18 protein-coding genes are annotated in these 19,438 nt (G+C 69.7%); 11 read left to right on the top strand and 7 right to left on the bottom strand.

The window, feature by feature from the left end; all coding sequences use genetic code 11:
• The first annotated feature begins 40 nt into the window (after positions 1–40).
• The 3 genes from AB0H76_RS06915 to AB0H76_RS06905 all read left to right on the top strand — a co-directional run bounded on the left by AB0H76_RS06915 (position 41) and on the right by AB0H76_RS06905 (position 3,003).
• Complete coding sequence (locus AB0H76_RS06915; RefSeq protein ID WP_357318431.1) at positions 41–874, top strand: helix-turn-helix transcriptional regulator; 834 nt, start codon at positions 41–43, stop codon at positions 872–874.
• Positions 875–942: 68 nt separating this feature from the next.
• Positions 943–1,707, top strand: coding sequence for a glucose 1-dehydrogenase (locus tag AB0H76_RS06910; RefSeq protein WP_357318428.1), 765 nt, complete (start codon positions 943–945; stop codon positions 1,705–1,707).
• Positions 1,708–1,794: 87 nt separating this feature from the next.
• On the top strand, positions 1,795–3,003 hold the full coding sequence (locus tag AB0H76_RS06905; RefSeq protein WP_357318425.1) for a hypothetical protein: 1,209 nt from the start codon (positions 1,795–1,797) through the stop codon (positions 3,001–3,003).
• A gap of 101 nt (positions 3,004–3,104) precedes the next feature.
• Here the strand turns inward: AB0H76_RS06905 and AB0H76_RS06900 are convergent, their stop codons facing one another.
• The gene (locus tag AB0H76_RS06900; protein ID WP_357318422.1) at positions 3,105–4,061 is read right to left on the bottom strand and encodes a hypothetical protein; all 957 of its coding nucleotides are present in this window, start codon (positions 4,059–4,061) and stop codon (positions 3,105–3,107) included.
• A gap of 553 nt (positions 4,062–4,614) precedes the next feature.
• On the opposite strand from AB0H76_RS06900, the gene AB0H76_RS06895 reads away from it, so the two are divergent.
• Positions 4,615–5,859: a hypothetical protein gene (locus AB0H76_RS06895; RefSeq protein ID WP_357318419.1), complete on the top strand. Its 1,245-nt coding sequence runs from the start codon at positions 4,615–4,617 to the stop codon at positions 5,857–5,859.
• Positions 5,860–6,237: 378 nt separating this feature from the next.
• On the opposite strand, the gene AB0H76_RS06890 is transcribed toward AB0H76_RS06895, so the two are convergent.
• Both AB0H76_RS06890 and AB0H76_RS06885 read right to left on the bottom strand, forming a co-directional pair.
• The gene (locus AB0H76_RS06890) at positions 6,238–7,782 is read right to left on the bottom strand and encodes an NAD(P)/FAD-dependent oxidoreductase (RefSeq protein ID WP_357318416.1); all 1,545 of its coding nucleotides are present in this window, start codon (positions 7,780–7,782) and stop codon (positions 6,238–6,240) included.
• 82 nt (positions 7,783–7,864) lie between these two features.
• Positions 7,865–9,151, bottom strand: coding sequence for a cytochrome P450 (locus AB0H76_RS06885; RefSeq protein WP_357318413.1), 1,287 nt, complete (start codon positions 9,149–9,151; stop codon positions 7,865–7,867).
• A gap of 33 nt (positions 9,152–9,184) precedes the next feature.
• Between AB0H76_RS06885 and AB0H76_RS06880 the strand changes: the two genes are divergently transcribed.
• Entirely contained in the window at positions 9,185–10,513 is a 1,329-nt protein-coding gene (locus AB0H76_RS06880; protein ID WP_357318410.1) for an MFS transporter, read from the top strand.
• Positions 10,510–11,049 carry a GNAT family N-acetyltransferase gene (locus AB0H76_RS06875; RefSeq protein ID WP_357318407.1) on the top strand — a complete coding sequence of 180 codons (540 nt, stop codon included), beginning with the start codon at positions 10,510–10,512 and terminating at the stop codon, positions 11,047–11,049. Before AB0H76_RS06880 ends, AB0H76_RS06875 begins: the two co-directional genes overlap by 4 nt.
• Before the next feature lies 1 nt (position 11,050).
• Here AB0H76_RS06875 and AB0H76_RS06870 read toward each other — a convergent pair whose 3' ends face one another.
• The 3 genes from AB0H76_RS06870 to zapE are packed head-to-tail and all read right to left on the bottom strand — an operon-like array spanning position 11,051 to position 13,689.
• The gene (locus AB0H76_RS06870) at positions 11,051–11,803 is read right to left on the bottom strand and encodes an alpha/beta fold hydrolase (RefSeq protein WP_357318404.1); all 753 of its coding nucleotides are present in this window, start codon (positions 11,801–11,803) and stop codon (positions 11,051–11,053) included.
• 60 nt (positions 11,804–11,863) lie between these two features.
• Entirely contained in the window at positions 11,864–12,649 is a 786-nt protein-coding gene (locus AB0H76_RS06865) for a tyrosine-protein phosphatase (RefSeq protein ID WP_357318401.1), read from the bottom strand.
• Between the two features lie 20 nt (positions 12,650–12,669).
• Positions 12,670–13,689: a cell division protein ZapE gene (gene zapE, locus AB0H76_RS06860; RefSeq protein WP_357318398.1), complete on the bottom strand. Its 1,020-nt coding sequence runs from the start codon at positions 13,687–13,689 to the stop codon at positions 12,670–12,672.
• A gap of 35 nt (positions 13,690–13,724) precedes the next feature.
• Here zapE and AB0H76_RS06855 point away from each other — a divergent pair, with 35 nt between their 5' ends.
• The 5 genes from AB0H76_RS06855 to AB0H76_RS06835 all read left to right on the top strand — a co-directional run bounded on the left by AB0H76_RS06855 (position 13,725) and on the right by AB0H76_RS06835 (position 18,786).
• Entirely contained in the window at positions 13,725–14,486 is a 762-nt protein-coding gene (locus AB0H76_RS06855; protein ID WP_357318395.1) for a pyrimidine reductase family protein, read from the top strand.
• Between the two features lie 25 nt (positions 14,487–14,511).
• Positions 14,512–16,071: an alpha/beta hydrolase gene (locus AB0H76_RS06850; protein WP_357318392.1), complete on the top strand. Its 1,560-nt coding sequence runs from the start codon at positions 14,512–14,514 to the stop codon at positions 16,069–16,071.
• Positions 16,072–16,137: 66 nt separating this feature from the next.
• Entirely contained in the window at positions 16,138–17,457 is a 1,320-nt protein-coding gene (locus AB0H76_RS06845; RefSeq protein WP_357318389.1) for a glycosyltransferase family 87 protein, read from the top strand.
• Entirely contained in the window at positions 17,454–17,885 is a 432-nt protein-coding gene (gene msrB, locus AB0H76_RS06840; protein WP_357318386.1) for a peptide-methionine (R)-S-oxide reductase MsrB, read from the top strand. Before AB0H76_RS06845 ends, msrB begins: the two co-directional genes overlap by 4 nt.
• Before the next feature lie 52 nt (positions 17,886–17,937).
• Positions 17,938–18,786 carry an SDR family NAD(P)-dependent oxidoreductase gene (locus tag AB0H76_RS06835; protein WP_357318383.1) on the top strand — a complete coding sequence of 283 codons (849 nt, stop codon included), beginning with the start codon at positions 17,938–17,940 and terminating at the stop codon, positions 18,784–18,786.
• Here AB0H76_RS06835 and AB0H76_RS06830 read toward each other — a convergent pair.
• Positions 18,783–19,235, bottom strand: coding sequence for a hypothetical protein (locus tag AB0H76_RS06830; RefSeq protein WP_357318380.1), 453 nt, complete (start codon positions 19,233–19,235; stop codon positions 18,783–18,785). The two genes, AB0H76_RS06835 and AB0H76_RS06830, sit on opposite strands and share 4 nt — an antisense overlap.
• Between the last annotated feature and the right edge of the window lie 203 nt (positions 19,236–19,438).

Raw genomic sequence — 19,438 nt, 5'->3', positions numbered from 1 at the left:
CGGGGCTGATCTTGTTTGTGCCGGCTTGTTACGGTGGCTTATGACCAGCGAACGCCGTGAGCAGCTCCGGGAGTTTTTGCGGGCCCGGCGGGCGGGGATCGCGCCGGGGGACGTGGGGTTGCCGGTGGTGGGGCGACGGCGGACGCCGGGGTTGCGGCGCGAAGAGGTCGCGATGCGGGCCGGGGTGGGGGTGTCCTGGTACACGTGGTTGGAGCAGGGGCGGGATATCACCGTGTCGGGTGAGGTGCTCGACGCGGTGGCGGGGGCGCTGTTGTTGAGTGCGGCCGAGCGGGGGCATCTCTATTTGCTGGCCGGGTTGAATCCGCCGGTTGCCGAGGCGGATTCGGGGCATGAGGTGACCGAGGAGGTGCGGCGGCTGCTGGCGGCCTGGGGGCAGCGGCCGGCGGTGTTGCGGGATCGGTTCTGGAATGTTCTGGCGTTCAACGACTCCGCGCGGGCGGTGTTCGGGTTCGGGGCGGGTGCGCACAACTGTCTGCGGACGTTCTTCACCAATCCGCGGTATCGCGCGATGGACGAGGTGTGGGCCGCGGCGGCGCCGGCGGTGGTGGCGGCGTATCGGGCGGATGCGGGGCATTTTCCCGGCGATCCGGGGTTCGGGCGGGTGGTGGCCGAGTTGAGTGCGGCCAGTGCCGAGTTCGCGGAGCTGTGGGGGCGGCACGAGGTGGGCGCGCCGGCGCCGGCGGTGAACGCGATGCGGCATCCCGAGGTCGGTGAACTGTATTTCGAGGCAACGACATTGACGATCGCGCATCATCCCGAGTGGTCGATGATTCTGTACAACCCGCAGGAGGGCACCGAGACCGCGGCGCGGCTGGAGCGGCTGCACACGATCCGGTTGCGCACCTCGGCCTAGCCTGGTGGTGCCGCACCTACGATAAACGCGCACTGGTTGGCGGTGCGGCGGCTCGGCACGCTGAAGCCATGACGCACAACAGTTTCCGATTCGACGGAAAAATCGCACTGATCACCGGCGGTACCAGCGGGATGGGGCTGGCCGCGGCGCGCCGGTTACTGGACGAGGGCGCGCAGGTGGTCATCACGGGGCGGGACAAGACGCGACTGGATGCCGTCGTGGCCGAGCTCGGCGGGCGGGTACTGGGGGTGGCGGGGGACGCGGCGAATCTGGCGGACCTCGACAACCTGATCACCGCGATCCGGGAGCGGTTCGGGCGGCTGGACGTGGTGTTCGCCAACGCGGGGGTCGGGGCGTTCCAGCCGGTCGACGCCGTCACCGAGGACGAGTTCTATCGGGTCGTCGACAGCAACTTCAAGGGGGCGTTCTTCACGATCCAGAAGTCGCTGCCGCTGCTGTCCGACGGTGCGGCCATCGTGATCAACGCGTCGTTCGCGCACCATCGCGGATCGCCGGGCGCCGCACTGTATTCGGCGAGCAAGGCGGCGGTGGAGAACCTCGCGCGGACGCTCGCGGCCGAGCTGGCGCCGCGCGGGATCCGGGTGAACTCCATCAGCCCGGGCTACGTCGACACCCCGGCCTTCCGCGCCGAGGCCTCGCCGGAGATCCGGGCGGTGGCCGGGGCGAGCGTTGCCGTCGGTCGCGTCGGGACCGCCGAGGAGATCGCCGCGGCGGTCGCGTTCCTCGCCTCCGCGGAGGCGAGCTACGTCAACGGGCACGAATTGCTCGTCGACGGTGGGCTGACGACCGTGATCCCGTCCGCGATGGTGTAGACGACGCGGGCTCGCACGCGACCGGAGTTGTCGGTGCTCGCGACTAGGCTTTTGCCGGACAGTGGCGAAGTCGAGGAAGGGGCACCGGTGACGGCTGATGCGCAGGCAGCGCCCGAGACGGGTGCGGAGCCCGAGTTCGCCGACGATCTCGAGACCGACGTGTCCTTCGGGCTGGAGGAGATCAACGAGGTGCTGGCCGAGCTGGTCGAAGCCCAGGCCGAGCGCAGCAGACGCGACGCCGACATCGTGGGCTTGCGGCTCGGGATCAGCGGGGCCCGGCCGGAGACGCTGGCCCGGATCGGGGCGCGCTACGACCTGGCGCGAGACCGGGTGCGGCAGTTGCACACTCGCTCGGTGGGGCAGCTGCTGCGGGAGACGCAGCTGAGCGGGTCGCGGCTGGCGGCGTTCACGCGGCGGTATCCGCTGGACGCGCGCGATCCGGCGCTGACCCGGGCGCTGCTGGTGGAGACCTACGCCACCGAGACCGATCTGGTCGGAAACGAGCTGTCGTATCTGAAGCTGCGGCTGGCGGGGCACGCACCCGAGGACGCGAAACGGGTCGCGGGATATGTCATGCAGCGGATCATGGCGTGGCAGAAGAAGACGAATCGGCGGCTGGCGAAGTTGCACGACGCCGGGCCGGTCGCGACGAGCCAGGTGAATACGCTGCTCGGGCAGGTGGATTGGCCGGGTGGGAAGCCCGCGGCCCTACCGGCGCGGTCGGCGCGCACCGTCGACGGTGACGACGACGGGCGCGGGCGCTTCTATCTGGACAAGGTCGGGCGCGATGTGCGGTTCGATTCGGCGTTGCAGGCCCGGCTCTTGCAGACCCTCAATGCCAGTGAGCTGGTGGAGACGTTCCAGGAGCACCCCAGCGCCGTCGCGTTCGAACTCGATGGGGCCGAACAGGTCTACTACCCGACGATCGCGGCGCGGTTCACCGACGGGCGGGTGGCGCTGATCGACGTGCAGCCGCTCGGGCATGTCGGGTTCCACGTCAATCGGGCGGCGGCCGCGGTCGCTCGCGGGCACGCGCACGACAACGGGTGGGGCTGGCTCGTGTGGACAGGTAGCCATATCGGCATACCGGAACTCATGCGCCGCAAAGTCGGGGCACGCGTCGAGGAGCGACTACAGGGCCTGCTCGACAACGGGCCGGTGTTCTGGCCCGGCATCCGTCAGCTCCGTGACGAGGCCGACTTCGATCTGCTCGACTTCACCGCGCTGGTCTTGCGCAACGACTGGCGCTGGGACCGTGCGCCGTTCCTGCTGCGGGTCGACGGTTCCGCCCGCTGATCGGCCACGCCTCCGCCCTTCACATACGCCGTGACCACACCCGCGCTCTCGGGTGTGGTCACAAATCGACTAGTGAAGTCGCTGGCCGGTGCAGTCGACCCTCAGCGCACCACCATGGCCCCCGCCACAAAAGTGACGATCAGCATCATCGAGCAATAGGTCACCAGCTGCCAGTGGCTGATCGTCTCCTGCAAGCCCTTGATCGTCGTACGCAGGGAGGCGTCGACGCGGTGATGATCGGCCAGTTTGCGGTTCATCTGGGCCAGCGAATCGGCCTGGCCCTCGGCGTCGAGTTCGGTGCGTTCCAGCCGGCTGGTGAGCTTCATGATCTGTTTCTGCTTGTCCCGGACCGTTTTGCGGGACAGCGCCAGGGCGGTGCGCTGGTTGACCAGCTCCTGGCGCTGGCGGGCGATCACCATTGCTTGCGCGTGCGTATGGTGCGTCCAGTCGGTCACGGTGCCGAAACCTCCCGTCAGTTCGTCGCGGTAACCCCAGACGATCTCGCCGGACAGAAATCCCTCCAGAAAATCACGTAGCTCGAACGCCTCCGGGCGCGGTGCGGCCAGCGCGCTGCCGTCGGAGGTCAGCATGCCGGACTCGATCAGATAGTCGCAGGCCGGTGGCGCGAAGTTCGCGATGCCGACCGCGGGTAGGTGTGCCACCCAGTAGCCGGGCTGGCACAGCCACAGCACGCCTTCCAGGCCGGCCGCGCGCAGCCGCTGGGTGTGGTCCACCGCCTTGGCGCGATCCAGCGAGCCCGAACGCACCTCGACGGCGTACTCGCGGGCGCCGACGCGGTAGTAGATGTCGACCGGGAGCTCGCCGACCCGGCGATCCACCTCGGCCTCCTCGGCGCCCAGCGCCAGCAGCCGCGCGCACAACCAGTACTTCAGCCGCTGGATATCCCATTGGGCATCAGCGCATTCCGCACACCGGCAGCTGTACCGGGAGGTTTCCAGGGATGTTCCGCCGGCGTCCTCGGGCGCATCGCCGATTCCGAGTTCGGCGAGCACCGCTCGGCGCCCGCAGGCCTTGTCCGCTCGCTGCTTGGTACGCACGCGATCACTCCCCTGCCCATCAACGCCGCTTGGTCTCGCGACCTAATCCATAGATCAAGAGTGCGTCAGATGTCAGCTGCTCGCCAGCCCCCTATACCCCGCGCCCGGGTGCGCCACAACTGCTGAAAACCTCTCGACCAGCCGATGTGCGGTGTATCACAAGGCTTTTCGCAGCGACATGCGAGATGATCCCCACACAATTTCCGGTCGATTGACATTTGCGGCCAATCACAGGAAACGGCACAGTAATAATTCCGAGACCAAATCGGCCGTGTCGCCGGGTTTCTCGGGCAATTCCCAGTCCAGCGGCGGTGCGGGCGCCAGATAATTCCGGGCAACTCCGGCGGTGCCCGGCACGCACGGTCGACAGGCGCGTCAGCTGATCGAACCGGACGAACCGGCTGCCCGGGCAAGTTGCCGGAGAACTTTCACCCGCGCGAAAGTGCCAGCGAGCAGGTGAGGTTCGGCTCTCGCCCCGCATACCCCCGCATTCGCGGATAGAATCGCCCGGGCCACGGGCGTGATCGCGCACTCGACGGGGAAGAAGGTACGGATGGAGCACGGCCAGCATGGCGGCGGCGGCGAGTCGATCGGCGTGATCTTATCGGGCATCGCGGAGATTTTGCGTGAAGTCAGCGAGAAGCTGGACGCGGTGGCGGCCCGGGTCGACGACGCGCGCGACGAGCGCTCGGTGGCCGCGCGGTTGGCGAAGCTCGAAGCCTGGGCTTTCCGTACCGATCACGACATCTCGAAGCTCGGATCCCGGATCGACGGGGTGGAGGGTGGTCCGCGCCCCGAGTCCGGCGGCTCCGGCGAGTCGGGGCGCCGCGCCGAGCCCACCACGCGGGCCGAGCGGCGCGAACTGGCCCGCGCCGAAGCTCCGGAGCAGAGCGACCTCCCCCAGCGCGGCACCGGCGCGCAGCGGGACAGCGTGCCGCAGCGTGGTCCCACACCGCCGCACGCCGAAGCCGAGGTGCACAGCGAACGTCCGCAGCCGCGTGCCGAATCCGAGGCGCGCTCGGAACGGCCGCACGCCGAGGCACGGGGAGAACGGCCGCTGCCCCGCGCGGTAGCCAATCGAGGGCCGGTAGAACGGCCGGAACCCGCCAGCACACGCGGCACCGCCGCCGTGGCCGAGACCGCGCTCAACGGCGACCGCCGGTTGCCGACGGTGCCCGCCGCCCTGAACGACTGGGTCGAGCCCGGTGCCGAGCCGGCCGAACGGCTGGAGCCGGTGGGAATCACCCCGCGCACAGACCGTTTCACACCCTCGGGCATCACCGAGGCGGCGTCGACCACCGCGCCGCAGGGCATGGATTACGCCGCGGTGCGCGCCCGCGCCGAGAGCCAGGACGCCCCGCGGCCGACCGGCCGCGCCGAACTCCCCACGCGCACTCCACGTCTGGACCCGTCCGCGCATCAGAACGGCCGACCCGACACCACCTTCACCGGCCAGTCCGAGTCTTCGGTGAGCGCCAACGGACGGCTCGACAGTCTCACCAGCCCCGGCGAGAGCACCCAGTTCACCGGCCGGCCGGACAGCTCGGCCCACATCACCGGCAGCGGCCGCCTGGAACCGCCGCTGGCCGGCGGTTTCGACGTGGCGTCACCAATTCCCAACGGCCGCAACGACTCCAGCCTGACCGCCCCGCGCCCAGACCTTGAACCGCAACGGCCGAGCGTCGAGGACAACTCGCACGTCGACAAGCTGCAAGCGATGCTCGACGAGCTCAAACGAAACCCGCACGGCCCCTTCGGCCGTCCCCTGGGCACACCACCGGGAGAGCTACCCGCCTGACCGCAGCAAACACACCTGAACCGCCGGGCGGCTCGGCCTTCCGGCGGCGAATAGACCGGCCGCAGAGCGGGTTTGCCCCCGCAGCGCACGAATCCCGCAGCGATACAGGCGGTCACGGTCGGACCACCGGCCGTCGCAGTTCTTCTCGACCGGGCGCAGCGCGGCATCCCAGCGGCGCTGCCGTCGATCAGGCGCCGCGACAGCTTGTAGATACGCCAGCGGCGGAAACCGGGGTAGCCCGCTCGGACAAGCGGATACCTTTCCGGGTCATGTGCTCTGTCACGAACCCGTCTGGACGTTTGCCCGGTCAACCGCTATGACGAAACGTCAACAGTCCCGCCGTGCGGTCTACCTCCCCGGCGCGGCGAGCAGGTGCGATCAGCGGTGGTCGGCGTGCGGGCGCTGCGGCTGGGGGTAGAGGGGTTCGGTGGGTGGGGCCGATTTGGGGGCCGGGGCAGGTTTGCGGTCGGTCAGTCCTCGGTAGGAAGACGGTTTGACCGGGCGGACCCATTGCGCGAGGCGGGTGCGCAGGGGTAGTCGGAAGTGCAGGTCGGCGAGGAGTTCGTCGACGTTGTGCAGCGCGAACGGGGTGACCGCGGTGCCGTGCGCGTGGTGGCCGGCGGTGCCGGCGTCCATCCAGCGCAGGCGGTCCTCGACCTGGGTGGCCATGTCCTCGGGGGCCGGGAGGGTGAGGCGGCCCTGGAGCAGGGCGGCGGTCCAGTGCGCGCCGATCTCGGCGTTCAGGGTGGCGACGTTGGAGGCGTTGTAGCCCGCGAAGGTCAGGTTGGGCACACCGACCGGCAGGATGTGGCGGTGCAGGCGGAAATTGCCGTCGTCGTCGGTGAGCTGACGCTGGATGTACGGGGTCAGGAACGGGACGCGCTGCTGGAAACCGGTGGCGCACACCACGATATCGGCGGGGATCTGATCGCCGGTGTCCAGTTGCACGACGGGGCCCTGCGGGGTGCCGTACATCTCGGTGATCGAGGTGTCCCGGGCGACGTAGATGCGGCCGTCTTTGACCTGCTCGTAAAACCCTTCGGTGGCCAGGCCGAAGGTGCTCTGCGCGATCTCCTCGAAACGGCCGTCGGGCACCAGGCCCAGGTCGCGCAGCTGGGTCTTCTTGGTGGCGAGTTCGCGCAGCAGGTCGAAGTTGCTGTCGCGGAAGGAGACGCCGCCGCCGTGCAGGAAACGCTCGAACCAGCGCAGGTGCTGGTAGCGGAAGTGCGCCTCGCCCAAGCGGGTCAGCATGAGCCGCTCGTAGTCGAAGCCGGGGGCGACCTTGCGCGGCAGCTTCCACAGCAGGCGGCGCGCCACCACGGTGGTCGAGGAGGCGACATGGCTGACGGCCTCGGCGATATCGCAGGCGGACTGGCCGTAGCCCACGACCACCACGTTGCGGCCCCGCGCCCATTCGGCGTCGTGGAAATCGGTGGAGTGGCACAGGTAGCCGCCGGCGGACTGGAACTTGTCCGCGCCCCGGAAATCGGGCATGGCGGGTTCGCTGAAGACGCCGTTGGCGACCACCAGGTGATCGCAGGAGGTGCGGTGGATACCGGTCTCGTCCCGGATCTCGAGCAGCCAGCCGCTGTCTACGGGATCGGCGGCGACCACCTCGGTGCCCAGCCGCAGGTTCTCGCGCAGGCCGAACTGCTGCACATACCGTTCGAGGTAGGCCTGCATCTGCGCGCCGTCGGGGACGCGCGGGTAGTCCTCGGGCATGGGAAAGTCCGAGAAGTGGTAAGTGTTGCGGCTGTTCTGCGTACGCAGGCCCGGGTAGCGCCGGGTGCCGCTCCACACACCCCCCACGTCCGGAGCCCGGTCGAACACCTCGACCGGAAACCCTTCCCTGCTCAAAACCTTGGCGCTGGCCAGTCCTGCAATGCCCGCACCAACGATCGCGATGCGGTTCCCGCTCGTCATGGGCACCGAGATTACCCGTATGCGGGGACCTGTAATGCCCGCGTGCCCGATTTCGGCGGATACCAACAGGTTAGAACCGTGATTACCGGGCGGTCACAACGATGCGGGCCTTGCCGCGCGGCACCGTGGTGATGTTGCGCACCCGCCCGCGCTCGGGTTTCGCGGCGCCCGGCGCGAGGGCGTAGCGGAGCAGGATCTCGCGCAGCACCACGGTGCCCTCCATGAGCGAGAACCCCGCGCCGATGCACCGGCGCACCCCGCCGCCGAACGGCAGCCACATATTGGGCTCCACCGCGCCCTCGAGGAACCGCGCCGGGCGGAACGCCTCGGCGTCGGCATAGTTCTCCGGACTGCGGTGCGCCAGCGTGATCGAGCAGCTGACGGTGGTGCCCGCGGGCAGCGTCCAGCCCGCGATGGTGGTCTCGGTGGTGAGGCGGCGAACCGCGCCCGGAATCACCGGGTGCAGGCGCATCGCTTCCTTCAGCACGGCCTCCAAGGCTTTGTCGTCCTCGTCGCGTGCCGCCTCGAACGCCGTGCGCTGCACCGCGGGATGCGCGGAGAGCTCGTAGAGCGCCCAGGACAGGGCCGCGGCGGTGGTTTCGTGGCCGGCCAGCAGCAGGCTGATCAGCTGATCGCGCAGTTCCGCGTCGGTCAGCGGCGCCTCGGCTCCGGCGTGCAGCAGCCGGGACAGGACATCGGCGCGCTGTGCGAGATCGGGTGCGGCCCGGCGGGCGGCGATCTCGCGATAGAGCAGCGCGTCGACCGCGACCAGGTTGGTGTGGAAGGCCTGCCACGGCCGGTAGCGGCGCAGGGCGGGCAGCCGCAGGCCGGCGTATTGCAGCGCCCCGACCTCGACGATGCGGCGCAGCCGCGGCACCAGCTCGGCGCGGACGGCCGGGTCGGTGACGCCGAACACCACCCGCATGATGACCTCGAGGGTGAGCGCGTTCATCCGATCCAGCGTGCTCACCGTCGAATCCGGCTGCCAGCGCGCGACCTCCGCGGCGGCGATCTCGGTGACCAGCTCCCGATAGCCGCGCAGCGCGGCGCCGTTGAATGCGGGCATCAGCAGTTTCCGGGCTCGCGCGTGCTCGGCTTCGTCGGTGAGCAGCACCGAATGCTCGCCCATGACCGGGCCCAGGATGTTGTTGGCCTCGCCCGCGTGCATGGTGCGCGGATCACCGGCGAAGACCTCTTTGATGTGCTCCGGGCGGGAGAACACCACCACGTTGTCGTTGAAGGGCGGGACCCGCACCGCGAAGACATCGCCGTAGCGCCGCCGCAGCGCGCCCAGGAACAGCGAGCGGCGGCGGAGGTAGAGGGCGGTCTGCACGAAGGCGGGCAGCGGCGGGCCGGGCGGATAGGTCATGGTGATCGACGCCTCCCTGCCGCACGATGTGCCTTGTCCTCCAATGTCGCACACCGCCGGGCGGGGATCCTCCTGCCACAGGCGGATCCGAACGTTCGACACGCGGTACCCGGGGAACGCCGCTACCCTCCGGTGATGAGTTCGATCGCCCCTGACCTGCGGCGCGCCCGGGTCGCCAACTCGTTCGCCTTCGGGTTGCAGGGCTTCTTCTTCGCCGTCGTCCTGACCGAATTGCCGCAGCAGCAGGAGAAATTCGGGCTGTCGGACGGTCTGATCGCCGCGTCGATCGTGGTGGTCTCACTGCTGGCGGGCGGCGGCAGCGTGCTCGCCGAACAGCTCGCGGTGCGCTGGTCGAGCCGGACCACGCTGCGCCTGGGTTTGCTGCTGATCACGCTGACCGGCTGCGCGATCGCGTTCGCGCCGAACACCGCGGGGTTGCTGGTCGGCCTGTGCTGCTACGGCATCGCGCTCGGCATGGTCGACGCGAGCACGAACATGCAGGCGGTGTTCATCCAGCACGGGTACGGCACCTTCATCCTGGCCTCGTTCTACGCGGCGTGGAGCGCCGGATCGATCATCGGCGCGCTGACCGTCGCCGGCGCGGAATCCCTCGACGTGACCCTGCGCCAGACCCTGCTGATCGCGGCGGTCCTGGTCCTGCTCGCCGGATCGGCGCTGGGACCGCGCCTGCTCGGCACCGATGCCGCCGAAGCGAGCCCGGCCGAACAGGTTCCGGGCGACGCCGCGGCGATCCGGTCGGTGGCGCTGCGGGTCTACCTCGCGTTCGGCATCGCGATGGCGCTGGTGTTCGCCATCGATATCGCCGTCGGCAGCTTCTCCGCGCTGTATCTGGAGAGCGACGACCTGAGCGCCGCGGCGTCCACCGCGGCGCTGGGACTGGCGGCCTACCAGGGCGCTTCGCTGCTGGCCCGGCTCACCGGCGACTGGTGGGTGCGCCGCTTCGGACCGCGCCTGGTGGTGCGGGTCGCGGCCGCGATCGGCGTGGTGGGCATGGCGCTGGTGGTCCTCGCGCCGGCCCCGGGCGTGGCCATCGCCGGATTCTTCGTCGCCGGCATCGGCCTGCCGGTGATCGCGCCGCTGTGCTTCAGCGAGGCCGGGCGGCTCGCCAGCGGACGCGCCCTGGATTCACTGATCGCCCGGCTGAATCTGTTCAACTACGCGGGCACGCTGGTGGGCGGTGGCCTCGTGGGCGCGATCGCGGCCGGTTTCAGTCACCGGGTGAGCTTCCTGGTCCCGCTGCTGTTCGCGGCCGCGCTGATCGTGCTCGCGGGAGTCTTCCAGTCGCGTCCCGAAGCGGGCGGGGCTCCGGCTGATCACGGACGTGCTTCACTAGAGAAATGAGCAACTCACCGGTCATCGTGGACCGGGCCGGACTGTGGGACGCCGAGGCCCTCAGTGACGTTGCGGCCGCGACCTTCCCGCTCGCGTGCCCGCCCGACGCCACCGCCGACGACATCGAGATCTTCATCACCGAGGTGCTCTCCGGCGAAAGGTTCGGCGAATACCTGACCGACCCCGACCGCACCGTGCTCAAGGCCTGTGCGGACGGGGACATCGTCGGCTACGCGATGTTGCACGCGGGCGAACCGTCGGACCCGGAGGTCGCGGCCGCGGTGGATCTCAGCCCGGTGGTCGAGATCAGCAAGATGTATGTGCTGCCCGGGCACCACGGCAGCGGCATCTCCAAGGCGCTGATGCGCGCGGCCCTGGAGCGCGCCCGGGAAGCAGGCGCCGTGGGCGTCTGGCTCGGGGTGAACCAGCTCAACGAGCGCGCGCAGCGGTTCTACACCAAGCACGGTTTCCGGCGGGTCGGGACCAAGACCTTCCTGGTCGGTAAGCAGCAGCACCACGACTACGTGATGCGGCTGGTGTTCTGAACTACTTCAGGAACTCGATGAGCGCGGCGGAGAACGCCGGATCCGCCACCGCCATCAGGTGATCCCCGGGGACGACGACCAGTCGCCCGTCGGGCAGCGCCGCCGCCAGGCGTTCCGGTTCGGCCGCGAACGGATCCGCGTCACCGGCCAGGACCAGCGTGGGCACGGTGACGTCGTCGAGCGTCGTGATCGGTGCCGCGTCGAGCCCCCGCGCGACCGCCTTGATCGCGTCGACATCGGCCTGCACCGCGTCGGCGAGCACCCGGAACATCCGGGCCACCGGCTGTGCGGCCGACCCGTCCCCCGTCATCGCCAGTTGCAGTTCCTCGACGTCGATCACCCGGCGATCGACGCCGCCGCAGTCGATCACGCCGGAGCCGATGCCGCCGACGGCCAGCTTGGTGACGCGCGGATCCGAGGCGGCGACCAGCAGCGAGATCACCCCGCCCATCGAATAACCCACCTGGGCGACCTCGTCCAGGCCGAGCTCGTCGTAGAGCGCGCGCACGTCCTTGGCCATGGCCGCCCAGGAGTATCGCGCCGCGTCGTGCGGCTTCTCCGAGCGGCCGTGGCCGCGCGCGTCCAGCGAGACCACGGTGTGCCCCGCCGCCTGCAACGCGCGCACCACGCCCATTCCGATCCAGTTGGCGCCGGTATCGGCGACCACACCGTGCTGCAACACCACCGGGGTGCCTTCGCCCGGCCACACGCGGTAGCTGAGCTCCAGCCCGTCCCAGGTCTCGAACTTCGTCATGACCGCAGCATAGGGCGCGAATCGCGGGACGCCCTACCAGGATTCGCGGGATCCCGGCGGTCAGGACAGCAGCTTGGCCTTCAGCGCGGCGACATCGTCGGCGCTGAAACCGAGCCCGTCACGCACGTAGTTGTCGAAGCTGCCGTAGGACTGGTCGACCTGATCGAAGGCGCCGTCCAGCCACGACTGCTGCACGCCGTTGAGCCCGTCGCCCTCGGTGGCGCCGCGGTAGACGTTGGACAGCAGGTAATCCTGGGTGACCGTGTCGCGGTCGACGCCGAGCAGGGTGAGCAGCACGGCGGCGGTCCAGCCGGTGCGGTCCTTGCCCGCGGTGCAGTGGAACAGCACCGCACCCTCGCGGGTGTCGAGGATGTCGCGCAGCACGGTGGCGAAGGCGATGTCCGCGCCCGGGGCGGTGATGAACGCCCGGTAGAGATCGTCGCCGCCGGTCAGGGTGGTCGCCATGGTCTGCGGCGGGGCCTGGCCGATCACGTCGACCCAGCGCTCGAGCGCACCCGCGGGCACCCGGTCCGGGGCGATGGTCCGCTCGTAGACGGTGCGCAGGTCCTCGACCACGCGGACGTCACCGAGCGCGGCCAGGTCCTCGGGGGTGGCGTTGTTGAGCTGGCCGGTGCGATACACCAGGCCGGTGCGCACGGTATGGCCGTCGGTGGTGCGGTAACCGCCCACGTCCCGGCCGTTCTGGACGCCGGTCAGGTGCAGCGAGCGGTCGAACTCGGTGGCCGTGACGGGCGCGGCCAGCGCGGTCCCCGCGACGGGGGCGAAGGCGATGGCCAGGCCGGTGGCGGCGGCGATACAGCCGCGCAGGGCACGATCTCGAGACACGCGGGATTCCCTTCGTTCGGTCACGCCGCCGCGGCTTCGAACCGGGAAAGCGCCAGTAGCCGGGAAATTGCCCGGAGGTATTTCTTACGGTAGCCGCCCTCGAGCATCTCGGGCGTGAAGATCTCGTCCAGCTTGGCGCCGGACACAGTCACCGGGATGCTGGCGTCGTAGAGCCGGTCGGCGAGCACGACGATGCGCAGCGCCACGGCCTGATCGGTGACCGGATGCACGCCGCCGACGTAGACCGCCGACACGCCCGAGATCAGCGCGCCGTATTTGGACGGGTGCAGGGTGCTCAGGTGCTTCAGCAGCTCGTCGAAGTCGTCGAGCGTGGAATGCGGTGTGGCGGCGGCCCGTTCGGCCAGCACGTCCGCGGCGACCGGCTCCGGGGCGGGCGGCAGGTCGCGGTGCCGGTAGTCCGGCCCGTCGACGCGCACGGCCTCGAAGATCGCGCCCAGCTTCTTGATCTCGCGCATGAAATCCTGTGCGGCGAAACGGCCCTCGCCGAGCTGGCCGGGCAGCGTGTTGGAGGTGGCGGCGATGGAGACGCCGCGCGCCGAGAGTTCGGTGAGCAGGCGCGAGACCAGCATGGTGTCGCCCGGATCGTCGAGCTCGAACTCGTCGATGCACAGCACGCTGTTACCGGCCAGGCGCTCGACGGCGTTGCTGAAGCCGAGCGCGCCGACCAGGTTGGTCACCTCGCCGAAGGTGCCGAAGGACTTGGGCGCCGGCGCGCTGTGGAAGATCGAGGCCAGCAGGTGGGTCTTGCCGACGCCGAAGCCGCCGTCCAGGTACAGGCCCGCGCCGCTGACCGGCTTCTTCTTGCCGAACAGGCTCTTCTTGTTGGCCGCCTTGGTGATCGCGGCGACCTGCCCGGCGAACCGCTCGCCCTGGGCGACGGCGGCCGCCTGGCTGGGCTCGTTCGGATCGGGGATGTAGGAGGCGAAACTGACCTCGTCGAACATGGGCGGCGGCACCATCTGGGCCACGAGTTGGTCCGCCGGCACCTCAGGGTGACGGTCGACGAGGCGTTCCTGCATGGACAAAGCGTACGGACGTGGTGTGATCGACAGTCATGCAGCGTATCCCCAATGCGATCCAGCTCACAGAAGTAGACGCGGACGGCCTCGCCGAGCTGTACGCCTACCCCACCAGCCTCGATCGGCCCTGGGTGCGAACCAACTTCGTCTCCAGCATCGACGGCGCGGCCACCGCCGGCGCCGTCTCCGAAGGCCTGGGCACACCCTCGGACAAGAAGGTGTTCCTGCTCCTGCGCGACCTGGCCGACGTGATCCTGGTCGGTGCGGGCACCGTGCGGGCCGAGAACTACGGCGGCGCGCGCACCGACGCGCAGCGCCGCCGCGCGCTCTACGACCGCGGCTTCGGCGGGCACCGCGACGGCACGCCGCCGCCGATCGCCGTGGTCACCGCGAGCGCCGAGCTCGACCCCGGCTGCCGGCTGCTGACCGACACCGAGGTGCCGCCGCTGATCATCACCACCGCCACCGCGCCCGCCGACCGCAAGCAGCAACTCGCCGACGCGGGTGCGGAGGTCATCGAGGTGGGTGGCGTCGCCGTCACGCCGAAGGCGTTGCTGGCGGCGCTCGCCGACCGCGGCCTGCACCGGGTGCTGTGCGAGGGCGGGCCACATTTACACGGCCAGCTCCTGGAAGCCGACGTGGTCGACGAGCTGTGCCTGACCACCGCGCCCGTGCTGATCGGGGGCACCGCGCGGCGAATCGCGTTGTCCGGACACGAGTTCCGGTCGGCGATGACCCGGGGTCATCTGCTGCTGGACGACGACGGCACCATCCTCACCCGCTGGGTCCGGCGATAACCCGGCCTGTGGCAGGCTGTAGCGCATGCGCTGGACTCGAGCCGCCGTAGTGGCCTCGACACTGTCGATCGTTCTGACCGGGTGCGGGGCGGGCCCCTCCGACCGCCCCGGTGTCGCCGTCGAACGCCCGGCCCTCGGCAACGCGGTGCAGCCAACGACCGCGTCGGCCGCGCCGAAAAAGGCGACGGTGCCCAAGACGGATCTGGCCTGGCGCGACTGCACGACGCCCACCCTGAACCTGCTCGGCCTGGGCGCCGCCCCGGCCGGCCTGGTCCTGGAATGCGCCGAGTACTCGACCCCGATCGACACCCAGGGCACCGTGATCGGCAGCTTCCGCACCGGCGCCATGCGCGCCCGGCTGCCGCAGACCCCCGCCGACGCACCGCCGCTGGTCCTCACCTCCGGCACCGACCGCTCCTCCACCGCCACCCTGGCCGGGCTGGCGGTGGGCAGCGGCGGCGCCGGGCCGCTGACCACCCGGCCCATCGTCGCGGTGGACCGGCGCGGCATCGGCACCTCGCAGCCGATCGACTGCCTGCCCGCCGAGATCCGCACCGGCCTCAACGACAACGGCCAATTCGGCCCGGACGCCGCCAAACCCGCCGAGGCGGTGTCGGCGCTGAGCCAGGAGGCCACCATCTCCTGCCGGGATTTCCTGCAGCCCTACGAGGGTCTGTTCGACGCGCCGCACGCCGCCGACGACATCGAACAGCTGCGTAAGCAGTGGCAGGTGGACAACATCGACCTGCTCGGCACCGGCAACGGCGCCAAGGTCGCGCTCAGCTACGCGCGCAAGTTCGGCGATCACCTCTCGCGGCTGGTGCTGGACTCCCCCGAGGCCGTCAATACCGACGCCGTCACCCGTGAGGAACAGCGGATGCAGGGCGCCGAGGCGGCGCTCACCGCGTTCGCCCAGCGCTGCAAGGCCACCAACTGCTCGCTCGGCGCCGACCCGCGCGCCGCCATCGCCGACCTGGTCGGCAAGGCCGGCACCGGTGGCCTCGGCGATATTTCCGCCAAAGCCCTGCTCACCGGCATCACCGGGTTCCTGGGCGGGCCGCGCGCCGATCAGTCCAACCGGATCGCCGAACTCGCCGACGCGCTCTCGGCCGCCGGTCGCGGTGATCGCGCCGCGCTCGGCAACCTGATCCTGCGCGAATCCGCCGCGACCGCCAGCGACGGGCAGTTCGTCAACCGCTGCACCGACATCCAGCAGCCGCCCACGCCCGGCAAGGCCACCGAGCTGGCCGCGCAGTGGGCGCAGAAGTACCCGGTCTTCGGCAAGAGCGCGGCGCTGGGCCTGCTGGACTGCTCGGCCTGGCCGGTGCCCTCCGCCGCGCCGCTGCCGGAAAAACTGGATCTGTCTGTGCTGGTATTGAATTCGGTGGCCGACCCGGTCAAGGGCAACGGCGGCACCCCCTCGGTCACCGGCGCGCTCGGCAGCGCGGGCGCCCGGCACGCCACCGTGAACTGGCAGGGCTGGGGGCATCCGGTGTTCACCCACTCCGGGTGCGCGCAGCGCGCGCTGCTCGAATATCTGGCCGAGGCGAAGCTGCCCGCGGACGGTACCGCCTGCCCGGCTTGATCTTCCGGGGCGCCGGAACGGCCGCCCGGCGGCCGGTCGTCACCGAATCCGGTGTACGGTGCGCCAGTGTTACTTCGACAACTCGAGCCACGCACCGCTCGTACTACCGCCGAGGTGATCAAGTTCGCATTGTGGCCGATCGCGGTCATGACCGTGCTGAACCGGGTCTTCATCAAGGCTGTCAACGGATTCATCACCGATGATTTCCGGCCCGTGTACGACGCGTCCTTCGCGTTCCTGAACGGGCGCCCGGTATACACCGCGAACTTCGACTCTGTCGATCCGCACTATCTGTACCCGCCCAGCGGCACACTGCTGTTCGCGCCGGTCGCCGCCATCGACTACGAGCACGCGCGGTGGCTGTTCATCCTGTTGAACGTCGCCGCCATCCTGGCCGCCTGGTACCTGCTGCTGCGGCTGTTCAACTACACCGTGCGCTCGGTCGCCGCGCCCGCGCTGCTGCTGGCGATGTTCCTGTCCGAGACGGTCACGAACACGCTGGTCTTCACCAACGTCAACGGCTGTCTGCTGCTGGTCGAGCTCGTCTTCATCCATCTGCTGATCAAGCGGCGCGATCTGTGGGCCGGCGTCATCATGGGCCTGAGCATCGCGGTGAAACCCACGCTGGTGTTCCTGCTGCCGATCGCCCTGGTGCGCGGCCAGTGGAAGGTGTTCATCACCGCGATCAGCGTGCCGCTGGCGCTGAACGCGATCGCCTGGCCGCTGGTCAAGGACCCGATGGACTTCGTGCGCCGGACCGGGCCCTACATCTTCCACACCCGCGACTACTTCAACAGCGCCATCGAGGGCAATGCGGCCTACTACGGCCTGCCAGACGCGCTGACCTGGGGCATTCGCCTGGCCATGGGCGTCGTCGTCGCGCTCACGCTGTGGATTCTGTACCGGTACTACCGCGAGGACGAACTGTTCTTCATCACCACATCCTCCGGTGTGCTGCTGATTGCGTCCTGGCTGCTGACCTCGCTGGGCCAGATGTACTACTCGATGATGATCTTCCCGTTCCTGATGTCGGTGGTACTGCGCAATTCGGTGCTGCGGAACTGGCCGGCCTGGCTCGCGGCCTTCGGGTTCCTGTCCTACGACAAATGGCTCTCCGACCGCTGGCAGAGCATCGGGCGCGACCTGGAATACCTGCGCATCACCTTCGGCTGGGGGCTGATGCTGCTGGTGGTGTTCTGCGTGCTCGGTGACCGGTACCTGGCCGCGCGCCGCGAAGGCCGCCTGGTGGCCGGGCAGAGCCTGGATCCCGCCTGGATGGCGGACGCGCCCGACTCGCGGGACCAGGCCGAAGCACCCCGGCCGGTGGCCGCCTCGACCAACGGGTCGACCCCCTCCGCGGCGAAACGTATTAGCGTGGAGCCATGAGTGCCGAACTTCCCGAGCCGCGGATCCAGCTGACGCCCCAGGAGTGGAAGGTCAAGCTGAACCCGGAGGAGTACGCGGTCCTGCGCGAGGCGGGGACCGAACGCCCGTTCGTCGGCGAGTACACCGACACCAAGACCGAAGGTGTCTACACCTGCCGGGCCTGTGACGCCGAATTGTTCCGCAGCACCGAAAAATTCGACTCGCACTGCGGCTGGCCGTCCTTCTTCGACCCCGCCAAGTCCGACGCGGTCATCCTGCGCCCCGACACCACCCTCGGCATGCGCCGCGTCGAGGTGCTGTGCGCGAACTGCCACAGCCACCTCGGGCACGTCTTCGAGGGCGAGGGCTACAACACCCCCACCGACCAGCGGTATTGCATCAACTCGATCTCGCTGCGCCTGCATCCCTCGAGCGAACCGGCCGGCTGAGCGGCCTTCGGTCAGTCGTCGATGTCCGTCTCGGTCCGAGACGGACGGCGCAATGCCAGCACGCATCTGGTTCATCACGGGAGCCGGTTCCGGATTCGGACGATCCCTCGCGCAAGCAGCTCTCGAGGCCGGCGATACGGTCGTGGCGGCCGTGCGGCGGCCCGAGACGATCACCGATTTGATCGCGACGGCGTCCGGCCGCGTCACAGCCGTCGAACTCGATGTCACCGATCTCCCCGGCATCGAGGCCGCGGTCGCGGAAACGATCGAAAAACACGGCCGCATCGACATTCTCGTGAACAACGCGGGACGCGGCCTGGTCGGCCCGGCCGAGCTGATGACCGACGCCGAACTGCGCGATCTGATGGATCTGCACTTCTTCGGCCCCGCGCACCTGACGCGCGCGGTCCTGCCGCATATGCGCACCCAGGGCGCCGGCACGGTCGTGCAGATGAGCAGCCAGGCCGGCCGGTACTCGCTGCCCGGCGTCAGTGGCTACTCGGCGACCAAGTTCGCGCTGGAAGGGTGGTCCGAGGGGCTCGCGCTGGAGGTGGCGGCGCACGGCATCCGAGTTCTCATCGTCGAGCCCGGCGCCTTCCGCACGTCCTTCAACGAGCCTGGCGTGCTGCGGTTCTCGCGGCGATCCGAGATCTACCGGAACGAGGTCGAACCCACGCTCACCGCGCTCGCCGGTGCGGACGGCAAGCAGCCCGGGGACCCGGACCGGGCCGCGGCGGCCATCGTGCGCGCGGTGAATTCCGCGACGCCACCGCTGCGGCTGGCGCTCGGCTCCGACGCGGCGGAAACCATCGCGGCGAGCCTGGAGCGGGCACGCGACGAACTGGCCGAATGGGAATCGGTCACCCGCGGAACGGATTTCCCGTCCCCCGTGCGCTCTTAACTGCAGAGCAGGTTCAGGGCTCTGTCTACGATCGCGTCACCCTGGACCTGGGTGAGGTTGATTCCGTCTTTGCGGAAATGGCTGACGATGGTGGCTTTGTTGATCGGTTCGGGGGCTTGGCCGTTCTCGGTCCAGCAGATGCCGATGCCGAGTTTGCCGGTGGTCTGGACGCGGTCGGCGTCGGTGAGAGGCCAGATGGCGTGGACGGCGTCGAGGTAGTTGCCCATTTTGGGGCCGAAGGCGGCGATGCCCTCGGCGCGCGCGGCGGCGGCGTCCGGGGACAGGTCGGCGGCGGCGGCCGCGGCCGTGGTGGCGGCGACGGGGGCGGCCGGGGCGGCGGTCGTCGTGGCGGTCGCCGCGACCGGGGCGGTTTCCTCGGTGCCGCAGGCGGTGAGGGCGGCGACGAGGGCCGCGCCCAGGGCGAGGGTGACGTATCGGCGGATGGCCACGAGACCAGCTCCTTGCGATGAAGCGAATTGCTAACGGGGACAAACGCTATCAGCGGGCACACCACGAAGCACCGCGGGATCGGGCGGCGCGCACCGGCGCCGGCGGAGCCCCGCACATCGAGTATTCCAAGGTGAAGGTTTCGAACACGCGGTGCCGTCGCCCGCTGCGACCGCACCCCTCAGGCGCCGCAGCGCAGGAGATC

Source organism: Nocardia sp. NPDC050712, from assembly GCF_040654295.1.
In the GTDB taxonomy this organism is placed as follows: Bacteria; Actinomycetota; Actinomycetes; order Mycobacteriales; family Mycobacteriaceae; genus Nocardia.
This window is presented reverse-complemented; position numbering and strand designations above follow the sequence as displayed.

Bases quoted from the DNA above. Each gene is read 5' to 3' on its own strand.
- AB0H76_RS06870 (WP_357318404.1), bottom strand. From the start codon at position 11,803: ATGACGAAGTTCGAGACCTGGGACGGGCTGGAGCTCAGCTACCGCGTG.
- AB0H76_RS06915 (WP_357318431.1), top strand. From the start codon at position 41: ATGACCAGCGAACGCCGTGAGCAGCTCCGGGAGTTTTTGCGGGCCCGG.
- AB0H76_RS06855 (WP_357318395.1), top strand. From the start codon at position 13,725: ATGCAGCGTATCCCCAATGCGATCCAGCTCACAGAAGTAGACGCGGAC.
- AB0H76_RS06875 (WP_357318407.1), top strand. From the start codon at position 10,510: ATGAGCAACTCACCGGTCATCGTGGACCGGGCCGGACTGTGGGACGCC.
- AB0H76_RS06850 (WP_357318392.1), top strand. From the start codon at position 14,512: ATGCGCTGGACTCGAGCCGCCGTAGTGGCCTCGACACTGTCGATCGTT.
- AB0H76_RS06885 (WP_357318413.1), bottom strand. From the start codon at position 9,151: ATGACCTATCCGCCCGGCCCGCCGCTGCCCGCCTTCGTGCAGACCGCC.
- zapE (WP_357318398.1), bottom strand. From the start codon at position 13,689: ATGCAGGAACGCCTCGTCGACCGTCACCCTGAGGTGCCGGCGGACCAA.
- AB0H76_RS06910 (WP_357318428.1), top strand. From the start codon at position 943: ATGACGCACAACAGTTTCCGATTCGACGGAAAAATCGCACTGATCACC.
- AB0H76_RS06895 (WP_357318419.1), top strand. From the start codon at position 4,615: ATGGAGCACGGCCAGCATGGCGGCGGCGGCGAGTCGATCGGCGTGATC.
- msrB (WP_357318386.1), top strand. From the start codon at position 17,454: ATGAGTGCCGAACTTCCCGAGCCGCGGATCCAGCTGACGCCCCAGGAG.
- AB0H76_RS06890 (WP_357318416.1), bottom strand. From the start codon at position 7,782: ATGACGAGCGGGAACCGCATCGCGATCGTTGGTGCGGGCATTGCAGGA.
- AB0H76_RS06835 (WP_357318383.1), top strand. From the start codon at position 17,938: ATGCCAGCACGCATCTGGTTCATCACGGGAGCCGGTTCCGGATTCGGA.